Here is a 20,365-nt window from a genome sequence, read left to right on the forward strand (position 1 = left end):
CTTTAGCCATACGATAAGGGTTTGTGCCGACGCCAGGGAGTTGCCGATGCGTGCAAAACGGGCACCAACTAGTGCGCGGGCTCGCGGCGGGATAGGCTGGAGCGAGCGAGAGTCAAACAAGAAGGGACCGAAATGGAGACAAAGCTCATTTGCCGCGAGTGCGCGGCGGATTCAGGGATGATCCCCGCCGACACCGAGGGGGACACCCCGGAAGAGCCACGCCGCGAGGACTTCGAGACCTTTGACGAATGGAAGAACGCCATCGGTGCGTTCTGGACCTGCTCGGAGTGCGGGGCGGACCCTCGCCGAGGCTAGGCCTACAGCCCCCGCCCGACCTGCTGGAGCGCCGCCGAAAGGTCATGGAAGCGTTGGGGCGGTCTGTGTCGTAGGTGGAGGCGGCTTTAAGTGCGCTCCAAGGTCCTGACCGGTCGATCCACCGGTTATTTCGGGTATTCTACGGGCCGGTAGGATCGCCCAGGATCCACGATCATCGGTCCCCGAGGGGTGCGCGGCGACGTTGGGCAGCGAGCGTGCCGCCGTCGCCAAGGAGTAAAGGGCGTCGGTCGTCCTGGTCGTCACTGCGGCTGGTGACCACAAGGCTGAGAAGCTAGCGTTATGGCCATGAATGATGACATCCGGTACCACGCGGACCTCCTTGCTAGTCGCGTCAGCGAGCTTCTGGCCAGACCTCCCGTTTATCCGTCCGAGCGCCGAAAGATCCCGATGGTATCCGGCGTCTATCTGTTCAGCGAACCAGGGGAGGGCCACCTGTACGTCGGTGTGGCCACAACGCGGACCAACCACCTCCGGGCGCGCATCCTTCAACACATTCCCCGGCCACCTGCTCGTCCTCGGAAAGCCACGGCTGCAACCCTTGCGGAGCGGATCGCCATGGAAGGTGCTGGACTCTCGTCGAGGAAGGACCTGTATTCCAACGAACAATTCTGCGAGTTGTTCTGGGCGCTTGGACCGAGGATCGAGCACATGGACCTCCGGTTTATTGAGGTAGATGATCCGGCCAAGGCTCGGGCCATGGAGAGATTCGTAGTCTGGGTACTGAGTCCCAGGTACAACCACTGATCGCGCGCGACTTGCTGATGGGGTTGTGGGCAGTGCCCGGAGGGGCGTTACGGCGGCGGCCGGAAGGCTGACTTGGGCCACTCTAACGTGGCTGTGAGCCAGCCTACTCCGCTGTTGGCCCGGTCGTCGTTCCGGGACTGGGCGGCCGAGGAAACCGATCACCCCCGTGAGGTCGCCGAGGCAGCACTGGGCCCACATGTCCGCAACCGGGTCGAAGCCGCGTACCGGCGCACCGACCTGTCCGAGCGGCGGCGTCGGCTCATGAACGACTGGGCGGCCTATTCTGGTGGGCGGAGAGCGAGGATCGACACCTGACGGCTCCGCGACAGGCTCTCAGGCCGTTTCCGCTCGGTCCGGAGGCTATTCGGGTAATCTACGGGCCGTAGGATCGCCCAGGATCGACGATCTTCGGTTCCCGAGGGGTAGGGTAGGGCGGAAACCGGCGTGTCAGGAAGCCTCATTGACGATGGACGGCCCGGTGTCCTCTTCCGGGAAGGCGAGGTCTCCCTGTTCCCCGGGAGGCACCGCGAACTGGTTGATCCAAGTGACGACTTCGGCCCGGCATGTATCGGAGAGGTGGATGGCGCGGGCCACTTCGTAGACCGACAGCCCGCCTCTGGAAAGAAGCCGTTTGAGATCCCAGATGCGGATGCACGCGAAGACGTGCCACAGCTGCGACCACTCGCGCCCCTTGAGTCGGGCCGAGCAGAAGGTGCGGGCCAGCCCTGCGCCGCTGGGCCGGTCCGGCATGCCCGCCAAGTGATCGGCGGCGAGCGCGGCGAAGAAGTCGTGCACTTCGTCGGTGCCGCCGGGTGGCGGGGAGGCGAATCGTGCCCGGGGATAGTCGAACCAAGCTAGCGGCAGGGGCTGAAGACGCCCGGCGCGCTCGGGCTGGACTCCGAACGCCGTGAGCGGTTTGTCCGGACCGCCGATCAAGGAACCGTGTTCGCCTAGGCCTTCCCGGCGGGGGTCCCCCCCGCGACGCAGACACCCCTCGACCCGCCGCCGCTCGTAGCGCGCGTAGAGCTCCTCGCGAGTGAGAACCCGCTTTGGATCGTCCGGTGGCGGATGCAGGTACGCGTGTCGGACCTCCGCAAGATCGAGCATGGATCCGTTCAGCGCTCCCAGGTGAATCCGCGGTCGCCACGCGGCGGTCTCGAACGGATGTGTTGCTGAAGCACCCCGCGAACGATGCCGACGGCGTTCGCGGCGTCGGCCCGGCGCAACGGGGCGATGAGGGGCTGGCGATGCCGCTCGATCCAGCCGGGGCGAAGGTAGCCCAATTCGGCGTCAATGTCCTGTAGGTGCTCTACCTTGAGCGTTGAGAGCGCAGTGCGAAGCGCAACGGACGCGTTCCGCCGGGCGAACGCGATGTCGTAGAGGTCGCGCGGGAGGATCTGTGCGTTTTGGATCATGCGGTAGCGGAGCTTCTTCGCGAGGATTTCGGCCGTGGCTTCGAGCGGCACACGCGTGCCGCGGACGGTGTCTTTGGACACGGGATAGGAGGTGAGCGAGGGACTGGTCGAGATGCTGACCTCTCCGCCGTCCATCAGGACAATGCGCGCGAATCCCGGCTCGATCACGACGTTTTGGGCACTGGGGGCGTGACGTTCGAGATCTGCGCGAAACTGTTGTTCCTTCCCGAACAACCCCTCGTAGTCCTTGGGATCCACGAAGAGATCGACGTCCGTGCTGTGCCGATGGCGCCATCGCGCGGCGAGCGCGGTGCCGCCGCCGAGGCGCATGTGATGTTCGCCACCCAAGTGGTGCGCGAGGGGCTTCCGGACCGCTTCAAGCAGTTCATCGGGTCCGGAGGGCAGGTCGAGCTTGGCCATGGGTGGACCGGGTCCTTTCGACGATGTTGCGCCTGATCCGCCGAGCGCGGCGGGGAGCGTCGCCCCTTCGCGGAACCGGCTCGGGTGTAAGCTATCGCCACCGCTCCGAAGATAACCGTGACGTGCGAGGCGAGCAGGCCGTTGGCGGTGCGAATCGAGGTGACGGAAGGTAGCTGGTGTGGGTTACCTCGCACGTCCGCCACGAGCCTGCCGGCGGCGGGGAGTGATTTCGCCACGGCCGCGACCATCGTTGTACCGGTGGCTGCACCCGCAGGCGATCTACGCGGTGAGTGATATGGATGTTTTCATTACGAAATCGTCCTCGGCATGGACGGTTTTGTCGCGAAATCGTCCAAGTGAGAAGAAAGAGGCGAGCCTGCTCGGTACGCCGGAGCCGGGGCTCCCTATCCGATGGCATGCTTCAGCCCTTGTCGCGGGTGCAGGCGCGCGAGGAAGTCCCCGGCCGGGAGGCACAGGATGTCCCGCACGGCGAGCCGGTCCGTCCCTCTGTACAGGAGCACCCGGCGCGCCTCGGGGTACTCGTCGCCGAATGCGGCCAGGCCGCGCAGGTCCTCGGGCCGTACCCGGTCCGTGTTCTTGACCTCGAACGCCCAAATCCCTCCCGTCCCGTAGAGCACGAAGTCGACTTCGGTCCCGGACCGCGTGCGCCAGTAGTGCAGGCTCGCATCGCTTCCCGAATACGCCAGCCACGCTCGAAGGTGCTGCGCGACCAGCCCTTCCAGCGCGGAGCCGCCGATCTCCGCAGGCCGGTCGAGCGGGCCCGCCGGCCGCAGGCTCCTGAACAGGCCGCAGTCGAAGTAGAAGAATCTCGGGTGCGCCACGAGGCGGCGTTTGGCGCGCCGCGTGAACACGGGCAGGCGGAAGGCGAGCAGAAGGTCTTCGAGCAACTCCAGGTAGCCCGCGACCGTGGTGCGGCTCGTCTCGCACTCGCGGGCGACGGCGCTGACGTTGAGCGATGCGCCGTGAGAAAAGGCCGCCGCTTCCAGGAAGCGCGAGAAGCTGCCGACGTTGCGGGCCAGGCCCTCGGCGCGCACTTCCTGCTCCACGTAGAGCGCCGCGTAGGCGGCAAGCGCCGACGCCGGATCTTCCGAGGAGACCACGGCGGGAACGGTCCCGAGCCGCAGGCATGTATCGAGATCGAAGCGGCGCCCCGCTCCGCCAGCCGCCCCCCCTGCCATTTCCCCGGCCATGAAGGGATGCATGGAGCGCATCGCCGCGCGGCCCGCGAGAAGGTTCACTCCGCCGCGCCTGAGCTTGCGGGCGCTGGAGCCCGTGAGGACGAACCGGTGCCGCCCCCCGGACTCCATGAGGTCGTGCACGACGTTCAGGAGTTCGGGAACGCGCTGGACTTCGTCGACGACCACATCGCCTCCGGCCGGCGCGCCATGCACCAGTTCGCGGAGGCGTTCCGGGCGGGCGGCCAGCCTGCGGTACAACTCCGGCTTCAGCAGGTCCACGACCAGAGCATCCGGCAGCGCCGAGGCCAGCCAGGTGGTCTTGCCCGTCCCGCGCGGGCCGAAGAGGAAGAAGCTGCCTCGCGGAAGGGCGAGGAATCGCGGCAATGTCGTCATAATGTCGGTCAAAATGACGACTGTCCCGTCATTTTGTCAACCGAGATTCTCTGGTCCGACGCCGGTTCCTTCAGCGTTGACCCGATCGCGGAGGACGAGAAAGGTCGCGCCGTCGTGATCGAGAACCAACTGGCAGGACGATGATGATCAGCGCGGCTTCCGCCACGCTGTAGAGAATCCGATACGTTCCCGCTCGGATGCGGAACACATCATCGTAATCCGTGAGCTTTCGCGTCCCCGCGGGGAGCGGGTCGACCGCTAGGGCGGACATCCTGCGCGCTACGCGTTCCTGGTCGGCTCGCGGCAGCTTGCGAAGCTGTTTCTCGGCGGTTCGAGAGATCTCGACATCATAGCGCGCCATCGAGCTTGAGTTCCCTGAGTACATCGGCCAACGGCCGGGTAGGTTCGTGTCGGATCTTCTTCAGATCCTCAATGTCCTCGAGTTCCTCAAGGCGATCCAGAAGCGCTTCCTGAACGAAGTGATTCATGGCCACGCCCCTGGGGCGGCAGTAACCCTCCACTGCGTTCTTCACCGCGGCATCCACGCGGACGTTTATCTGCACTTTTCCCATGACATCTCCTCGGCCCGGGAAGGGGTAGCCTCCCGCATGCTATCATCTGCTATCCTCCGCTGCCAATCCCGCGTCGCGAGTCGTGCAGGGAGCAAATGGCGCCGACCGTCAAACGTGGCGGCGGCATCTTCTTTATATGTACTCATACCACGTATGGATTGGCATGCTCTTCGTCGAGACAACGACGTTCACGCGACACCTGCCGGCGCACCTCGATGACCCGGGCCGAAAAGACGGCTTGGAGGAAGGTGGTGGAGGAGATCGAACATGGCTGAACGGGATATCGCGGCCGAGGTCCTGGAGGGCCTGCGGGAGGTCCGGGACCACCGTGCGGGCAAGCTCACGCTCCGTACGACGCGGGTGCCGCGGCCGCTGCCCCGGCTTTCGCCCGAGACGATCCGGGGGATCCGGGATGAACTCAACGTATCGAGAGGAGTGTTCGCCGGCCTGCTTCGCGTCCCGGTGCGGACGCTTGAGGGCTGGGAGCAAGGCAGGTCCTCCCCCCCTCACGCCGCCGCGGCTCTGATGCCGATGGCGCGCAAGTACCCGGACACCGTCGACCGGCTGGCGACGCCGTAACGTAGGCTGGGCGCGGGGACCCGCCGCTTGCATCCTGCAGGGTGCCTCGGCGACGACGCCCCGGGCTTGCGGACGGCGGGACCGTCTTGCGCGACGGGGACGGGGCGGGCCACTGTGCGGATTGTCCCGCTTCTCCGCAGTCGTCCGCCGTCACCCCGGAGGTTCCGATGGCGTTCCAGTCGAAGTTCGAACGGTGCTCACGCTTCTCCGTCACCCTTCTCGTTCCCCTTCTCGCTCTCCTTTCGCTCTCGCTGGGAGCCCTATTCCCCGGCATCGCCGCAGCCCAGACGGCTTCGGAGCGAGCGGCCGACGCGGCCTCGGTGCTCGACTTCCGGGAGCTGGGGCCCGCCATCATGGGCGGCCGCGTGGCGGACCTCGCGGTGGTCGAGAGCGACCCGCGCATCTTCTACGTCGGCCTCGGCGCGGGGGGCGTGTGGAAGACGACGAACGACGGGATGACGTGGGATCCCGTGTTCGACGACCAGCCCACGGCCTCGATCGGGGCGGTGAGCGTGGCCCCGTCCAACCCCAACGTGGTGTGGGTGGGGACGGGCGAGCCGGCGAACCGGCAGAGTTCGCCGTGGGGCGTCGGCGTGTTCAAGTCGACGGACGCGGGCGGCACCTGGACGCACGTGGGACTCGAGGACACGCGGCACATCAGCCGCATCAGGATCGACCCGCGCGACCCGGACGTCGTCTACGTCGGGGCGGTCGGCCACCTCTGGGGGTCCAACGAGGAGCGCGGCCTGTTCAAGACGACGGACGGCGGCGAGACGTGGGAGAACGTCCTCCATATCGATGAACACACCGGAATCATCGACCTCGTCATGGATCACAACGACCCGAACACGCTCTTCGCCGCGACCTACCAGCGGCAGCGGACGGGCTTCGGCTTCGCGGCCGGGGGCGGCGGCTCGGGCATCTGGCGCACGACGGACGGCGGGGACAACTGGACCCGGCTCGAGCAGGGGCTGCCGGAGGGCGAACTGGGCCGCGTCGGGCTCGACGTGTACCGCCGCGACGGCAACCTCGTGTACGCGATCGTCGAGGCGCATGAGGGCCAGGGCGTCTACCGCTCCACCGACCGCGGCGAGACGTGGGAGTTCATGAGCGACCGCAATCCGCGCCCCATGTACTTCTCCCTCATACGGATCGACCCCAACAACCCCGAGCGGATCTACATCGCCGGCGTACAGGCCTCGGCCTCGGACGACGGCGGCCGCACCTGGTGGCCGGGGAACGCGACGGACCAGATCCACTCCGACCACCACGCGCTGTGGATCAACCCGAACGACTCGAACCACCTCATCGACGGGAACGACGGCGGGCTCGCCTTCTCGCGCGACGGGTCCGTCACCTGGCGCTCGATCCGCAACATGGCGATCGGCCAGTTCTACGAGATCGACGTCGACATGAGCGACCCGTACAACGTGTGCGGCGGGTTGCAGGACAACGGAAACTGGTGCGCTCCGCACCGAACGCAGTCGACGTGGGGCGTGCGGAACCGCGAGTGGACGCACATGTGGTTCGGGGACGGGTTCCACAACCACTCCGACCCCATGGACCCCAACATCATGTTCTCGGAGTCGCAGGGCGGGAACATGGCGCGCATCGATGTGGCCACGCGCGAAGGGCAGTCGATCCGGCCCGTGCCGCGTCCGACGGGGGATGAGGCGGAGGACGACGAGCCGCGCCGCTACCGGTTCAACTGGGACTCCCCGTTCGCGATCTCACGCCACGACCGGGCGACGATCTACCTGGGCGGCAACCACCTGTTCCGGTCCAGCGACCGCGGGACGACGTGGGAAGAGGCGAGCCCGGACCTTACGAAGGCGATCGACCGCGACACGCTGGAGATCATGGGCCGGATCGTGACGGACGAGACGCTGTCGGACAACGACGGAATCTCGAACTACGGCAACATCACGGCGTTCGCCGAGTCGAAGCATTCGCCGGACGCCCTCTACGTGGGGACGGATGACGGCAACCTGCAGGTGACGCTCGACGGCGGCGCGACGTGGACGAACGTGATCGACCAGGTCCCCGGGGTCCCGCCCCGTACATACGTCAGCCGTCTCGAGACCTCCTCCGCGGTGGACGGACGGGTGTACGTGACCTTCGACGGACACCGCAACGACGACTACGCGCCGCACGCCTACGTGAGCGAGGACCACGGCGCGAGCTGGCGGCGGATCACGGCCGGCCTCCCCGACGGGTGGTCGGTGAACGTGATCCGGGAGCACCCGGGGAACCCGAATCTCCTCTTCCTCGGGAACGAGATCGGCGTCTACCTGTCGATCGACCGCGGCGAGTCGTGGGGGCGCATGCGGAACAACCTGCCGACGGTCGCGGTGGACGACATCGCGATCCACCCGCGCGAGAACGACCTCGTCGTGGGGACGCACGGGCGCAGCATCTGGATCCTGGACGACATCACGGCGCTGGAGGAGATGGCCGCCGACGTGTTCGCCTCGGACTTCCGGCTGTTCGGCGCCCGGCGCGGCACGATGTGGTCGATGGGGATGGACTGGCCCTTCCAGCCCGCCACCTTCATCGCCCCCAACCCCGTGGCGGGGATCGCCCTGCGCTACTACCTGGGCGAGGGGGTCGACTCGGACGGGGCGAGCCTCGAGGTCCTCGACGGCGGCGATGTGCTGCGCACGATGGACGCTTCCGGGGAGGCCGGTCTGAACGAGGTCGTGTGGGACTTCCGCGTCGATCGCGCCTTCGAGGCGGACGGCGGGGACGGCGGGGGCTTCCGGGGCGGGCCGCCGCCGGGCGCGGGGCCGCGTGTGCTCCCGGGCACCTACACGGTGCGCCTCACGGTCGGAGGCGAGAGCCAGACGGCGGACGTCGGCGTGCGGCTCGATCCGCGGCGCGAGGCCGGCCAGGCGGCGCTCGTGGCGCGGCAGGACGCGATGATGCGGGCCCATGCGCTCGCCGCCCCGGTGCGCGACGCGCGGGAGCGGATCGGCGCCATGAACGGCCGGCTGGACGAAATCCGGGCCCTGCTGGACGAGGCGGAGGTCGGCGAGGGCGATCGCGAGCGGATCGAGGCGATGGCCGAGGAGATCTCCGGCGAACTCGAGGAGGTCGGTGACGACCTCGGCGACGCCGCCGGGGGGACCGGGATCTCGCAGATGGAAGGTTGGTCCGGCGAGCCCACGGCGGATCAGGTGTACCGGATCGACCGGGCCTGGGAGGCGCTGCCGCCGGTCGCGGACCGCATCAACGCGCTTCTGACCGGGAGCATGCCGGCGCTGGAGGCGCTGCTGGGCGACCTCGGGGTCATGCCGGACCTCGGCGACCCGATCCGGATCCCGCCGCGAAGCTGACGCCGGGAGGGGGGCGGGCCGTCGGCAGGCGGCCCGTCGCCGCACCGAGCAGGAGGCTTCGCAGACGCTGGCATACGGGGCCGTGAGCGAACGCGCGTCTCAACCGACCGCGGCGAGCATCGCCGTCATCGGGGCCGGCATCGTCGGCAGCTGCCTGGTCGAACACCTCGCGCGGCGGGGTTGGGACGATCTCGTCCTCATCGAAAAGGGCCCGCTGCCCGACCCCGGCGGCTCCACCTGCCACGCATCGAACTTCATCTTCCCCACCGACCACGACCGCGAGGTCGCGATGCTGACGCTGGAGAGCCAGCGGCAGTACGAGGCGCTCGGTGTGCGGACGACGTGCGGCGGCGCCGAGGTCGCCCGCACCGAGGCCCGGATGGAGGAACTGCGGCGCCGCATGACCTCGGCGCGGGCGTGGGGCATCGAAGCCGAGCTGCTCACGCCGGCGGAGGTGGCCGAGCGGATCCCGTTCGTGAACCCCGACGTCATCGTGGGCGGCTTCTGGACCCCGTCCGTGTCCGTGGTCGACGGTGTGCGGGCCGGAACCCTCATGCGGGAGCGGGCCCTGTCCCGCGGCGCGCTCACGGTCCTGGACGACACGGCGGTTACGGGACTCGAGGTCGCGGCCCTGCGCGGCGGCCGGCGGCGCCTGCGGGCCGTCCTCACCGCGCGCGGCCGCATCGAGGTCGAGCACGCGGTCATCGCCTGCGGCGTGTGGAGCCCTCTCGTGGCGGAGATGGCCGGCGCCTCGATTCCGCTCACGCCGGCGGTACACCAGATGGCGGACCTCGGCCCGGTCGACGTCCTCCTCGCCACCGGCAACGAGATCGGCCACCCCATCGTGCGCGACATGGACGCATTCATGTACGAGCGCCAGAGCCACGAAGCGATGGAGGTCGGATCCTACGCGCACCGTCCCATCCTGGTGCGCCCCGAGGAGATCCCCTCTCGCGAGGCGTCGGAACTCTCCCCCACGGAGATGCCGTTCACGGGGGACGACTTCTCACCCCAGCTCGCGCGGGCGCGCGAGATCATGGGAGAGCTGCTCGAGGGCGCGGAGATCGGATACGCCATCAACGGCCTCCTCTCGCTCACGCCCGACGCGCAGCCGGTGCTGGGAGAGACCGCCGAGGTGGCCAACCTGTGGTCGGCGGCGGCCGTGTGGATCAAGGAGGGCCCGGGCGCGGCGCGCCTCATGGCCGAGTGGATCACGCACGGCCATCCCCGGCTGTGCGACCCGCACGGGTCGGACGTCACCCGCTTCCAGCCGCACGAGCGCACCCGCCGGCATGTGCGGGCCCGCGCCCGGGAGCACTTCAACAAGACGTACGGGATCGTCCACCCGCGCGAGCAGTGGGAATCCGGCCGCGGGGTGAACCGTTCGGCGCTCCACGCCCGCACCGAGGCCCTGGAGGCCGTGTACTACGAGGCCCGCGGCTGGGAGCGCCCGCAGTGGTACGAGTCGAACGCCGGGCTGGTCGAGCGGTACGGCGTGGCCGACCGGCCGCACGAGTGGGACCGCCGGTGGTGGTCTCCCATCATCGAGGCCGAGCACCTGCACCTGCGCGAGAAGGTCGGCGTCGTCGACCTGGGCGCGTTCCAGATCTTCGATGTGTCGGGCCCCGGGGCGCTCGCCTATCTGGAGGGGATGGCGGCCAACGCATGCGACCGGCCGCCCGGCACGTCCATCTACACCCCGCTGCTCACTCCGGACGGGGGGTTTCGGGCGGACCTCACCATCCAGAGGCTGGCGGCGGACCATTTCCGCATCGTGACCGGCGCCTTCGACGGCGCGCGCGATGCGGCCTGGTTCCGCAAACACCTGCCGGACGCGGGCTCCGGCGAGGGCTCCGGCGAGGGCTCCGGCGCGGGCTCCGTCCGCTTCGAGGATCTGTCGGAGGGGATGTGCACGCTGGGCGTGTGGGGTCCCCGGGCGGAGGCGCTGCTGGGGACGATCTCCGGGACGAAGCTCTCTCAGGCCGCGTTCCCCTACGCCTCGGTGCGCGACGTCCCGCTGGGCGGGATTCCCGTCACGATGTGCCGGATCTCGTATGTGGGGGAGAGCGGGTGGGAGATCTACGTGGCGGCGGCGCTCGCGCCGCGGGTGTGGGACGCCGTGTGGGAGGCGGGCCGGGCGTTCGGCCCGCGTCCGGTGGGCGCCGGCGTCTACGGCACCACGGGCCGCATGGAGAAGGGATATGCGCTCATGGGGGCCGAACTCACGTCGGAGTACTCGCCGGTGGAGGCGGGCTTGGCGCGGCCCCGCGTGAAGCGGGCGGACTTCATCGGCCGGGCCGCGTACCTCGAGGCCCGGGAGGCAGGCCCCGCCGCGGTGCTCCGCACGCTCACCATGGACGGCCACGCCGACGCCTCCGGCCTCGCCCGTTTCCCCACCGGGGGCAACGAGCCGCTGCTGGGGCCGGACGGGGAGCGCATCGTCGACGCCCGCGGAAGGGAGTCCCGCGTCACATCGGCGGGGATGGGCCCCTCCGTGGGGAAGTACCTCCTCATGGCGTACCTCCCGCCGGAACTCGCCGCCCCCGGCACGCGGCTCCGGGTCCTCTACATGAACGAAGCCTTCCCGGTGACCGTGGCCGCCGGCAGCGCGCTCTTCGACCCGTCCGGCGCCCGCATGAGATCATGACCCGGGGCCGGCCGCGGTGCACCGGAGCCGGCGGCCGGCATTCGGGTTACAGGGCGGCGTCGCGCCCCTGGGCAAGGGCGACCTCGCGGGCGCTCGGGTTCACCGAAGGGCGGAACGGGACCTCGCACACGCGGGCCGGCTCGGGCCGGGCCGGCTCGCTCGCGTACTCGTCGGGGAGCCACACGGCGAGTTCCGTGCCGATGGCGGACTTGGCGGGCGGCACGTACCCGAGAGCGATGTTGCAGCCCAGCTCCGGGGCGTACCACGGGGAGGTGATGTAGCCGACCGGGTCGCCGCCGTCCGCGGCGGACACGAGCCAGAAGTCGGGCGCGTAGTCGTCAACCGGCCGGCCGCCCAGCTTCATCCCCACCATGACGAGGGCGAAGGGCGAGCGCCCGGCCTCGATCTCGGCCCGCTGGCGCTCCAGCGCGGCCCGCCCGATGTAGTCGCCCGCCTTCTCGCGCGGCACCTGGTAGGCGAGGTTGCACTGGAAGGGGCTCGTCTCGTGGTCGATGTCCTGTCCCCACGACAGGATCCCGGCCTGGATCCGGCGCTGGTGGCCGGGGGCCGTGACCATCAGCCCGTGCGCCTCTCCCGCCTCCAGCAGCGCTCGCCACAGCGTCCCCGCGTGCAGCGTCGCGTCCCGGAGATAGATCTCGTATCCCTTCTCCCCCGAGAACCCGGTCTGCGAGACCACCACGGAGCAGTCCGCGATCTCCGCCTCCATGAGCCCGTAGTAGGGGATGTCGCGGACGGCCCCTCCCACGAGATCGACCATGAGATCGAGCGACTTCGGCCCCTGTATCTGCAGCGGACAGACATCGATCTCGTCGATCTCCACCTCCATCCCGAGGCCGACGTTCACGCCCTGAAGCCAGAACAGGAGGTCGGAGTCGGCCAGCGAGAACCAGAACTCGTCGCCGGAGAGCCGCAGCAGCACCGGGTCGTTGAGGATGCCGCCGCGCTCGTTGCAGAGGATGACGTACCTCGCGCGCATCGGCTCGATCCGGGTCGCGTCGCGCGTGATCGCATAGTCGACGAACGCCTCGGCGTCGGGTCCCCTGACGCGGATCTGCCGCTCCACGGCGACGTTCCACAGCGTGACGCGGTGGGTGAGCGCCTCGTGTTCCGCCGCCGCGCCCCCCTCTTCGGGCCGGGCGTAGCCGCGGGGGTGGTAGATGCGGTTGTAGACGGTGGCCCGCCAGCAGCCCGCCAGGTGCGACAGGTGCCAGTAGGGCGACTTCCGGACCCGGGTGGAGATGAGCATCTCGACCGGCGTCCGTCCGCTCTGGCGCAGGTTGATGGGGACGATCCGGTCCGACTGGTCCACGCTCGGGGGCTGGCCCGATCCCGGCGCGCCCGTCATGAGTCCGCCCGCGGGCTGCGGCGGCGCCATGCTTCGAGGATCCCGGCGTCGCGCTCGAGGTTCAGCTGGAGTTGCCGGCGGCGCTCCTCGGGCTCGCTCAGGAACCAGTCCAGGGTCTCGCGCGCCGTGACCGCGAGCGGGCGGAACTTGAGACCCGCCTCGACGCCACGGTGCGACCGGACGCGCGCCAGCGCTCTCGCGGGGCCGTTCTGCGAGTACCAGAGGGGGTAGCGGGTGGGCGGCTCGCGGCTCGCGAGGAAGTCCTCGTCCACCCACGCGAAAGACACGCGCGACGTCGTGACCGCGCGGATGCCGTACAGGAACTCGTCCATGCGGGTCTCGTCGAGCGTCGGGCCGGCCACGTTGAAGATCCCGCCGGTGTCCTGCTCCAGCAGGTGCATGGCGAACTCGGCCAGGTCCCGCACGTCGATGAACTGGACCGGGTTGTCCATGTCGCCCGGCGCGATCGCCTCGCCCCCGTGGTGGATCCGGACCGGCCAGTACGTGAAGCGGTCGGTGGGATCTCCGGGGCCCGCGACGACGTGGAGGCGCGCGATCGTGCCGCGGCCGCCGTAGATTTCCCGCACCGCCTCCTCGCACATCACCTTGAGCGGCCCGTAGTACCGCCCCACATCCTCGCTCTCGGGGTCGGTCACCTCGAGGAGTCCGGCATCTTCCGGCAGTTCGTCCTGGTCGAAGTCGTACACGGAACCGGTGGAGGTGAACAGATAGCGGCCGACGGAATCGCGCAGGAGGCCGGCCGAGTCGCGCACGAGGCGGGGGACGTAGCCGCTGTTGTCGATGACGTAGTCCCATTCCCTCCCCCGCAGCGCGTCGAGGGCCCCGTCGCGGTCCCCGATCAGCGTCTCGACGCCGGGGAAGAGACCGGGATTCGTGCGCCCGCGGTTGAAGAGGGTGACCTCGTGCCCCCGCTCGAGGGCGTGCCGCACCATGTGGGGGCCGATGAAACCGGTGCCTCCCAGGATGAGCAACCGCCCGGGCCGGGCCGCGCTTTCGGCGGCGGCGCCTTCGGAGTCCGGCGAGGGGCGAGTCTCCCCCGTGCATGCCGCGGCACCCAGGGCCGGGAGCGCCGCAGCTCCCGCCGCCGCGAGCGAGGTTCCCGTGAATTCACGTCGCGTCATCCTCATCGAAGGTCCTCCCCAATAATGACGTTGCCGGGATACGCACCCAGGCGATTCCATCCACATACTCGAAGTGACCGTCGGCCGAGACCAGATCGGCGCCCGTTTCCATCGCCTGGGCAGCGATCCAGACATCGTTCGAAGGAATGGGGCGACACTTCGCTCGCAGCGAAACCGCGATTCGGGAATACCGATCTGCGGTGACCGGCCCCACCGACAGGAGAGAAACGTACGGGTTCTCGAGGAAGGCGCGCATCTCCGCGATGTTCGCCTCGGTACGGGAGCCACATCTGAATCCATACAGGAGTTCGCCGAGTACGACCGTTGACATGAGAAGCTCGCCGGCGCCGCGAACGATCCCGGCGACCTCCGGGCGCCCCCGCATGAGCTGTGAGTAGGCGTTGGCGTCGAGGAGGACCTTCACCTACCGAGTCGGCCGTGGCCTCGTCAATCTCGGAACCCCTGCCGGCAGCAGGGCGCCGCTCAGCGTGAGTCCGTGCTCGGGCCGGGCGGCGGCGGCCTCCCAGCGGGTCGCTTCGAGAATGAGGTCGACGCGCAGGTCGTACAGCGGCACGGCGCCGAGCCGGAAGTCGCGTCCGGCCTCCGACAGCCCGAGCCCGAAGTGCGGCGTGCCGGTCAGCCGGCCGCGCGTCCCCCTCAGCGGGAGATCACGGTCTCGTACACGGTCAGGTCCCTGAGCCTGAAGTCCTTCGGGAGGGGCCGTCAACCGGACCTGCGGGAGGCCGGGATCCACTACCGCCAACGGTATCGCGCCACCGGCCGCGTCATCGCGCGGCCCGGCGATGCCGTCCCCCAGGCCGAAGCCACCCCGGCCAGGAGCGCCGCCCACGACCACCGGGTCATGGAACCGGCGCGGGCCCGGATCCCGCGCAGCACTCCTCGCCCCGCTGGCAGCGTTCGATCCAGGAGAGCAGATCGCCGAGGTCATATTCGCCGTCCCCGTTCCCGAGACTGTCGAGGGCGGCGAGCTGGGTATCGCTCAAGGCTCCCTCCTTCCACAACGCCGCGGCCAATGATGCCCGGGTCACCTCTTCTCCGGCGCCAAGCGCGGCGCAGAGCCGGGCGGCTTCGTCGTCCTTCACGCTGGCCTCGTCCGGGCGGTCGGAGGACGCCACGGAGACCGTCACCACCGGCGGCGGCCGTGTTCTGGCGTAGACCGTGCCGTCGTAGGTGTGCGTAAGCGTCGCCGTACCCCACGCCGACGAGACCGCGCTCACCGTCACCGTCTGCCGCCGGAACCAGTTCTCGTGCGTGAACCTCACCCGCGTCACCGACTGCATCCGGTCGGGCAGGATCCCCCCGTACCACCCGGCCTTGAAGCTGTGGCGCCCGCTGCCGTGGTCCAGGAACCAGTCGCGCAGGGTCGTGCTGCCGCACCTGGGCACCTTGATGTAGATGCAGCGGTATCGGTGCGAGATCATTGCGCCATCCCCGCCCCGGACGTCCCGCGCCGCGCGGGGTCGGGACGCGGCGGCGGCACGCCTTCGATCCCGGCGAGCGCCGGGCGCCAGCCCGGCCACACCGACTCGGCCTGGGCGAGGAACGCCGCATCGGCCGCCTTCCAGGTGTGGCCCTCGGCGTGGCGAACCAGGACGTAGCCCGCGTCGTGGGTCCGGTACACGCCGCCGCCGATGCGGTCCACATCCTCGATCAGCGCCGCGTCGACGTGGCGCCGGGCCGGGCGCCAGCCGCCGGCGCGTCCGAGATCCGCACGCGCGATCAGCATGGCGCCGCCGGTGATCGAGTGCGACCAGATTTCGCTGCGCACGCGGCGGCGGCGCACGGTGCGGTCCCGGTGCGCCAAGTAGACGGTCGCCGGGAATTTGCCGACCAGCGACGCCCCGGAATATTCGCGCGCCAGCACCAGGTCCCACAGATGCTCGGCTCCGTAGACGTCGTCGTCGTCCATCTTCGTCAGCAGCGGGCCGGCGGCAGCCGTCGAAGCCGCGTTCAGCACCGTGCCCAGGGGGTGGTCTTCGTCGAGGCGCAGCACCGTCACCGGCGCGCCGAGGGAGGCGGTGGCGCACGCCACCTCGTCCGCCTCGAAGCCCGGGCCGTGCAGGGTCAGCACCAGCTCGAGGCGGGGGTAATCCTGGCGCGCGACATTCGCCACCGCCGCCGCCAGGCGCCCGGGCCGCCGGGTCGCGAGCAATACCGACACAAGGGGAAACTCCGGCGGGTCGACGCCCGCCGCCTCGCACAGCTGCCGGGCGCGGGCGCCGAGCGAGTGCACGCGCAGCGCCGTACGCCGCATGCGGATGCTGAGCACCTCGCGCGCCTCCGCGCCGTCATAGCCGATGGGGGCGCTCATGAGCTCATGAAGCTCGGGGCCCAGAAGTGTCTCGAGCGCCGGGTCGTGGTCGGCCAGATGCACGGGCACGCCGCAGGCAGCGATCCGGACCAGCGTGCCGGCGCGCTCGGGCGGCCCGGCATGGAAGGCGCCCACGTCCTCGACATGGTGGTAGCGCACGAGACGGCTGCGCTCGGCCAGGGGCACTTCGCGCGCGCGCACGCACGACGGAAGCTGGCGCCGCGGCCCCACGCACGCGGCACGCGGCTCCACCTCCCTCACCCAGCCGACCGGGTTGTGCGCCGCCGGGTCGAAGGCGGGAACCGCCAGCGTCGGCGCCGCGTCGAGACGCACCGTGGGCACGCCGATGACCGCCGCCGTGTCCTCCGTGTCCGCCAGCGCAACGTCGACAGGCCCGCCGTCCAGCTCATGCGCGACTCGCGAGGACGCCCGGAACACGGCCCGCGCGCGCGGGCCCAGAGCCGCGATCCGGGTCCCCAGCGGGGGGTCCCAGTGGGTCGGCCCAGGGGGCGGCGTCGGCCTCGAAGAGCGCGTCGCAGCGGCCCGTGACGGTGCCGCCACGGCGGCGCGCGCCTGACCGAGCCGCCAGCGGAGCGCCACGGCCAGCCAGGCGAGGAAGCGCCAGGCGGTGTGGATCCCCCTGATGTGCCGGGCCTCCGCCCACACCCGGGCCGTGTTCGCGCGCAGCGCGCGGCGCGGCGGCGGGTCCGGATTCGCACGGGCGGACGGGGGCAGGCGCAGGAGGACCGCGCCGCGGACCGGGCGCGGCCGTACGGCGGCCGCCTTCAACCTGCGCGCGTCGCCGAACGCAGCCACGGGCAGCCCCGTGCGCCGGGCGCGATGCAGCCCCCACGCCCGGGCGATGGATACGCGCGAGCCGCCCGCGAGCCTGGCCGTCGCCACCACGGCGTCGCCCAGCCCGGTGTGAAGTCGCTCCACGAGGCCGCGGGGCACGGTGGCGCGGGCGCCAAGGCGGATGTGAAACGGCGACGCCGGAAACGCCTCGAGCGCCGCCTCGTGCGCCGCCTCGAGGACCGACGCGCGGGCCGATGCGCGCGCCGGGCCTTCGGGCGCCACCCGCACCCTGGCGTCCGCCCCGAAATGCGCCTCGAGCCACGCGGGACCGAGGTCGGCGCGCGCGACCGGCGTCTCGACCCGCACCGCCAGATCACCCCCCGGGTCGGCGAGCAGACCCTCGACCGCCGCGACGACGCGCGCCGCCGGGACGTCCCCGGCCTCCACGGTGACCACATGGCGCGGCACCGCGAAGAACCGGCCCGGCACGGGGCGGCGAAATCCGGGGTCCGCGATGCAGTGGCCGAGCTTCGCACGTTGCAGGTGCTGGTCCCGCGCCTTCCCTTCCCGGCCGTCCGCCAAGCGCCCCTGGTGCCAGCCGAAGGCTTCCCGCACCGGCGCCAGCAGCCCGCCGCGCGTCTGCACCCGGTAGCCGAATTCGGTGTCCTCACCCCCGTAGCGCCGGAATGACTCGTCGAAGCCGCCCACCTCGCGGTAGAACGCCTTGCCGATCCCCAGGTTATTCCCGGTCACGGCCCGGAACAGGTCCTCGTGCGCCGAGGTCAGGTCGGCGGTGCGGGCCATGTGGCGCTCCAGCCACGGCGGATCCGCGGGCCGGTCCGCGAATAGCGCCCGCAGCGAGCCTGCCCGGCCACGAACCGCCCCGGCATCGATGCCCGCCGCCTGCACATACGCGCAGAAGCCCAGCGTCAACGCGTCCGAAACCGCATGGTGCCAGCGCGCGTGGGCCGCCAGCAGCCCGGCTTCGGGGATCACGTCGCCGTCGAGAAACACGAGGATGCCGTGCGCCGCCGCCCGCGCGCCGGCGTTTCTCGCCCGCGCGAGCCCGAACCCGCGCCGCTCCTGGCGCACCACCCTCACGTCGAGCGGGGTCCCGGCCGGGGGGCGTAGCGGCGGCTCGGAGCCGTCGTCGACGATGACGACCTCGAACAGCTCCCGCGGGTAGTCCTGCCGCTCCAGCCCCGCCAGCGTCAGCGCCAGCGCTCCGGGCGCCTCGAAGCAGGGCACGATGACGCTGACCGGGAGCGTGGGCGTGAAGCTCCCGCCCTCCGGCAGCCGCACCTGCCGCCAGTCGTTGCCGCGCACCGCCGCCGGCCGCGGCCCGCCGCCGACGTGAGACGTCCCGGCGCGCGCGTCGGCGCCCTCCCGGGAACGGGTCGTCCGCCGGAGCCGGCATCGCGCGCGCCACGCGCTCCTGATCCGTTCGAGAGATCCCGACATCATTGCGTGCCATCCCGCAGCGCGTCGCCCAGGAGGGCGATATCCGCCTCGAACGACTCCGGGGCGAGGGGGCCGAAGGAGAAGCGGAAGAAGCTCGCCAGCGGCGAGGCGTCCCCGCGGCGCGCCATGTCGCAGTCGGTCCCCTTGAGGATCGCGGCCCCGCGCTGGAAGAGGCGCTCGTTTAGGTGCTGCGCGCCGAGGCCATCGGGGAGACGGCACCAGTGGTAGAAGCCGCCGTCGCCCGAGAACAGCTCGAGTCCCAGCGCCTCGAACGCCTCTCCGTAGCGGTTCCGCTGGCTCTCGTAGAAGGCCGGCACCGCCTCGCGAACCCGGGGCACGCGATCCGGGTGCAGAAGCTCGACCGCGTAGCACTGGGACGGGTGCGACACGCCGCCCATCCCGAAGGACGAGAAGTTCCCGAGCACGTCGATGTGCCGCTTCGCCGACACGACCCAGCCGATGCGGATGCCGGGCGCCTGCAGCCCCTTGGTGGCCGCGCCGACGACGAACAGGTTGCCGTCCTCGATGTCGTCCACATGCGCGAGGGCGCTCACCGGCGGGGCGTGCAGCAGTTCGTAGGCCTCGTCGATGAGGAGCCCCATGCCGTCGGCCCTCGAAGCCGCGACCAGGGCGCGGAGTTCGTCGCCGGTCCGCGTCACGCCGGTCGGGTTGCAGGGGTTGCTGACCAGCATCAGCGTCCGCCCGTCGCCCGGCGCCGTGTAGGCGCCGACCGGGGGCCGGAACCCGTTGTCCGCCCCGCTGTGCACGAGATGATAGGACCGCCGCAGGCGTTCGAGGATGTCGTAGTAGGGCGTGTATTCCGTCGACGCGACCCGCACCTCGATGTCGGGTTCGAGGAAGAGGAGGAGCGCGACGATCGCGGGACGTCCCCCGGCGAACACCATCACGTTGTCGGCCGAGATCGCGACGTCGTACGAGTCCCGGTAGTAGCGGGCGATCGCTTCCCGCAGCGCGGGCAGGCCCCACGCCTTGGGGTATTTGCGGTGCTCCGCAGTCACGGTGACGCGTGACGGGAGGCCGGGACCGTCCGGCAGTCGAACGGTGCGCGGAAAGCCCTGGCTCCAGGGATGCGTGCCGCGTTCCCCCATGTAGGTGCCGAACGCCCCGAGGAAGGCGTACAGCGTTTCGTAGATCCCCATGGGAGGGACGTACCTCAGGAACGAACTCATGGGTCGGAGGTGGCCTCGACGGTGAGGGTCATGAGCATGCCGCGCGTGTCGTGGCCCGCCACGTCGCAGAGTACGGTGTAGCTTCCGGGCGGCAGGTCGAGTTCGACCAGGCGCACCTCGCCGGTTTCGACGTCCCTTTCGGTCTCCCACAGCACCGCCCGGCTCTCCGGATCCACGAGCTTGAGGTTGTGCCCCTCGAACCCCTGGTTGCTGAGGCGGAGCCGAGTGGGGCCGGCCGGGAGCCGGGTCGGCATGCCGATCGCGTATTCGAGCAGAGCGACATCGACGGCGTCGGCCGCGTAGATGGAGTCGGGGGCCGCCGCGGCCGGGTCCGCGGCGCTCGTGGCGGGCGCCGGGTCGGGGGGCTCGGCGTCGCCGATGCACCCGATGACGAGGATCGCGGCGGCGAGCGGCCCGCTGCGTCGGGTCACGGCGCCGG

Annotated in this window: 18 protein-coding genes; 5 read left to right on the plus strand and 13 right to left on the minus strand. The window is 70.4% G+C overall.

From position 1 onward, the window contains the following. Positions 1-177: 177 nt before the first annotated feature. The gene (locus ACOQPP_RS07155; RefSeq protein ID WP_420636172.1) at positions 178-315 is read left to right on the plus strand and encodes a hypothetical protein; all 138 of its coding nucleotides are present in this window, start codon (positions 178-180) and stop codon (positions 313-315) included. Positions 316-1,152: 837 nt separating this feature from the next. Beyond that, a complete protein-coding gene (locus ACOQPP_RS07160) occupies positions 1,153-1,395 on the plus strand; it encodes a hypothetical protein (protein ID WP_420636173.1) in 243 nt (80 codons plus the stop codon). A gap of 132 nt (positions 1,396-1,527) precedes the next feature. Here the strand turns inward: ACOQPP_RS07160 and ACOQPP_RS07165 are convergent, their stop codons facing one another. The 5 genes from ACOQPP_RS07165 to ACOQPP_RS07185 form a co-directional block, all read right to left on the minus strand. Continuing rightward, positions 1,528-2,187 (minus strand): hypothetical protein, encoded by a 660-nt coding sequence (locus ACOQPP_RS07165; protein WP_420635323.1) that lies wholly within the window; start codon positions 2,185-2,187, stop codon positions 1,528-1,530. A gap of 8 nt (positions 2,188-2,195) precedes the next feature. Beyond that, positions 2,196-2,915, minus strand: a complete 720-nt coding sequence (locus ACOQPP_RS07170) for a nucleotidyl transferase AbiEii/AbiGii toxin family protein (RefSeq protein ID WP_419164841.1) — start codon at positions 2,913-2,915, stop codon at positions 2,196-2,198. 404 nt (positions 2,916-3,319) lie between these two features. Then, entirely contained in the window at positions 3,320-4,507 is a 1,188-nt protein-coding gene (locus tag ACOQPP_RS07175; protein WP_419164840.1) for an ATP-binding protein, read from the minus strand. Between the two features lie 70 nt (positions 4,508-4,577). Beyond that, on the minus strand, positions 4,578-4,892 hold the full coding sequence (locus tag ACOQPP_RS07180; RefSeq protein ID WP_420636174.1) for a type II toxin-antitoxin system RelE family toxin: 315 nt from the start codon (positions 4,890-4,892) through the stop codon (positions 4,578-4,580). Continuing rightward, a complete protein-coding gene (locus ACOQPP_RS07185) occupies positions 4,855-5,079 on the minus strand; it encodes a hypothetical protein (RefSeq protein ID WP_419164838.1) in 225 nt (74 codons plus the stop codon). Before ACOQPP_RS07185 ends, ACOQPP_RS07180 begins: the two co-directional genes overlap by 38 nt. Positions 5,080-5,346: 267 nt before the next feature. Between ACOQPP_RS07185 and ACOQPP_RS07190 the strand changes: the two genes are divergently transcribed. From ACOQPP_RS07190 to ACOQPP_RS07200, 3 genes are all read left to right on the plus strand, one after another. After that, positions 5,347-5,658 (plus strand): helix-turn-helix domain-containing protein, encoded by a 312-nt coding sequence (locus ACOQPP_RS07190; protein ID WP_419164837.1) that lies wholly within the window; start codon positions 5,347-5,349, stop codon positions 5,656-5,658. A gap of 167 nt (positions 5,659-5,825) precedes the next feature. Beyond that, on the plus strand, positions 5,826-8,993 hold the full coding sequence (locus ACOQPP_RS07195; RefSeq protein WP_420636175.1) for a VPS10 domain-containing protein: 3,168 nt from the start codon (positions 5,826-5,828) through the stop codon (positions 8,991-8,993). A gap of 82 nt (positions 8,994-9,075) precedes the next feature. Further along, complete coding sequence (locus ACOQPP_RS07200) at positions 9,076-11,640, plus strand: GcvT family protein (protein ID WP_419164835.1); 2,565 nt, start codon at positions 9,076-9,078, stop codon at positions 11,638-11,640. Between the two features lie 46 nt (positions 11,641-11,686). Here ACOQPP_RS07200 and ACOQPP_RS07205 read toward each other — a convergent pair whose 3' ends face one another. From ACOQPP_RS07205 to ACOQPP_RS07240, 8 genes are read right to left on the minus strand one after another with little or no spacing between them, the layout of a single operon-like run. Next, positions 11,687-13,036: a glycine cleavage T C-terminal barrel domain-containing protein gene (locus ACOQPP_RS07205; protein ID WP_419164834.1), complete on the minus strand. Its 1,350-nt coding sequence runs from the start codon at positions 13,034-13,036 to the stop codon at positions 11,687-11,689. Beyond that, entirely contained in the window at positions 13,003-14,154 is a 1,152-nt protein-coding gene (locus ACOQPP_RS07210; protein WP_420636176.1) for an NAD-dependent epimerase/dehydratase family protein, read from the minus strand. The genes ACOQPP_RS07205 and ACOQPP_RS07210 overlap by 34 nt, the downstream gene beginning before the upstream one ends. Next, complete coding sequence (locus ACOQPP_RS07215; protein ID WP_420636177.1) at positions 14,135-14,572, minus strand: type II toxin-antitoxin system VapC family toxin; 438 nt, start codon at positions 14,570-14,572, stop codon at positions 14,135-14,137. The genes ACOQPP_RS07210 and ACOQPP_RS07215 overlap by 20 nt, the downstream gene beginning before the upstream one ends. Continuing rightward, complete coding sequence (locus ACOQPP_RS07220) at positions 14,573-14,998, minus strand: hypothetical protein (RefSeq protein WP_420636178.1); 426 nt, start codon at positions 14,996-14,998, stop codon at positions 14,573-14,575. It lies immediately after the preceding gene. 10 nt (positions 14,999-15,008) lie between these two features. After that, positions 15,009-15,590: a hypothetical protein gene (locus ACOQPP_RS07225; protein WP_420636179.1), complete on the minus strand. Its 582-nt coding sequence runs from the start codon at positions 15,588-15,590 to the stop codon at positions 15,009-15,011. Beyond that, entirely contained in the window at positions 15,587-18,739 is a 3,153-nt protein-coding gene (locus tag ACOQPP_RS07230) for a glycosyltransferase (protein WP_420636180.1), read from the minus strand. The genes ACOQPP_RS07225 and ACOQPP_RS07230 overlap by 4 nt, the downstream gene beginning before the upstream one ends. Further along, positions 18,736-19,926, minus strand: a complete 1,191-nt coding sequence (locus tag ACOQPP_RS07235; RefSeq protein ID WP_419164828.1) for an aminotransferase class I/II-fold pyridoxal phosphate-dependent enzyme — start codon at positions 19,924-19,926, stop codon at positions 18,736-18,738. The genes ACOQPP_RS07230 and ACOQPP_RS07235 overlap by 4 nt, the downstream gene beginning before the upstream one ends. Next, positions 19,923-20,357 carry a hypothetical protein gene (locus ACOQPP_RS07240; protein WP_419164827.1) on the minus strand — a complete coding sequence of 145 codons (435 nt, stop codon included), beginning with the start codon at positions 20,355-20,357 and terminating at the stop codon, positions 19,923-19,925. The genes ACOQPP_RS07235 and ACOQPP_RS07240 overlap by 4 nt, the downstream gene beginning before the upstream one ends. Positions 20,358-20,365 lie beyond the last annotated feature (8 nt).

The organism is Candidatus Palauibacter sp., from assembly GCF_965222475.1.
Classification (GTDB): domain Bacteria; phylum Gemmatimonadota; class Gemmatimonadetes; order Palauibacterales; family Palauibacteraceae; genus Palauibacter.

Coding starts and splice junctions, on each gene's coding strand:
- ACOQPP_RS07235 (WP_419164828.1), bottom strand. CDS start 19,926: ATGAGTTCGTTCCTGAGGTACGTCCCTCCCATGGGGATCTACGAAACG.
- ACOQPP_RS07205 (WP_419164834.1), bottom strand. CDS start 13,036: ATGGCGCCGCCGCAGCCCGCGGGCGGACTCATGACGGGCGCGCCGGGA.
- ACOQPP_RS07175 (WP_419164840.1), bottom strand. CDS start 4,507: ATGACGACATTGCCGCGATTCCTCGCCCTTCCGCGAGGCAGCTTCTTC.
- ACOQPP_RS07155 (WP_420636172.1), top strand. CDS start 178: ATGATCCCCGCCGACACCGAGGGGGACACCCCGGAAGAGCCACGCCGC.
- ACOQPP_RS07170 (WP_419164841.1), bottom strand. CDS start 2,915: ATGGCCAAGCTCGACCTGCCCTCCGGACCCGATGAACTGCTTGAAGCG.
- ACOQPP_RS07165 (WP_420635323.1), bottom strand. CDS start 2,187: ATGCTCGATCTTGCGGAGGTCCGACACGCGTACCTGCATCCGCCACCG.
- ACOQPP_RS07210 (WP_420636176.1), bottom strand. CDS start 14,154: ATGAGGATGACGCGACGTGAATTCACGGGAACCTCGCTCGCGGCGGCG.
- ACOQPP_RS07185 (WP_419164838.1), bottom strand. CDS start 5,079: ATGGGAAAAGTGCAGATAAACGTCCGCGTGGATGCCGCGGTGAAGAAC.
- ACOQPP_RS07225 (WP_420636179.1), bottom strand. CDS start 15,590: ATGATCTCGCACCGATACCGCTGCATCTACATCAAGGTGCCCAGGTGC.
- ACOQPP_RS07230 (WP_420636180.1), bottom strand. CDS start 18,739: ATGATGTCGGGATCTCTCGAACGGATCAGGAGCGCGTGGCGCGCGCGA.
- ACOQPP_RS07180 (WP_420636174.1), bottom strand. CDS start 4,892: ATGTACTCAGGGAACTCAAGCTCGATGGCGCGCTATGATGTCGAGATC.
- ACOQPP_RS07195 (WP_420636175.1), top strand. CDS start 5,826: ATGGCGTTCCAGTCGAAGTTCGAACGGTGCTCACGCTTCTCCGTCACC.
- ACOQPP_RS07190 (WP_419164837.1), top strand. CDS start 5,347: ATGGCTGAACGGGATATCGCGGCCGAGGTCCTGGAGGGCCTGCGGGAG.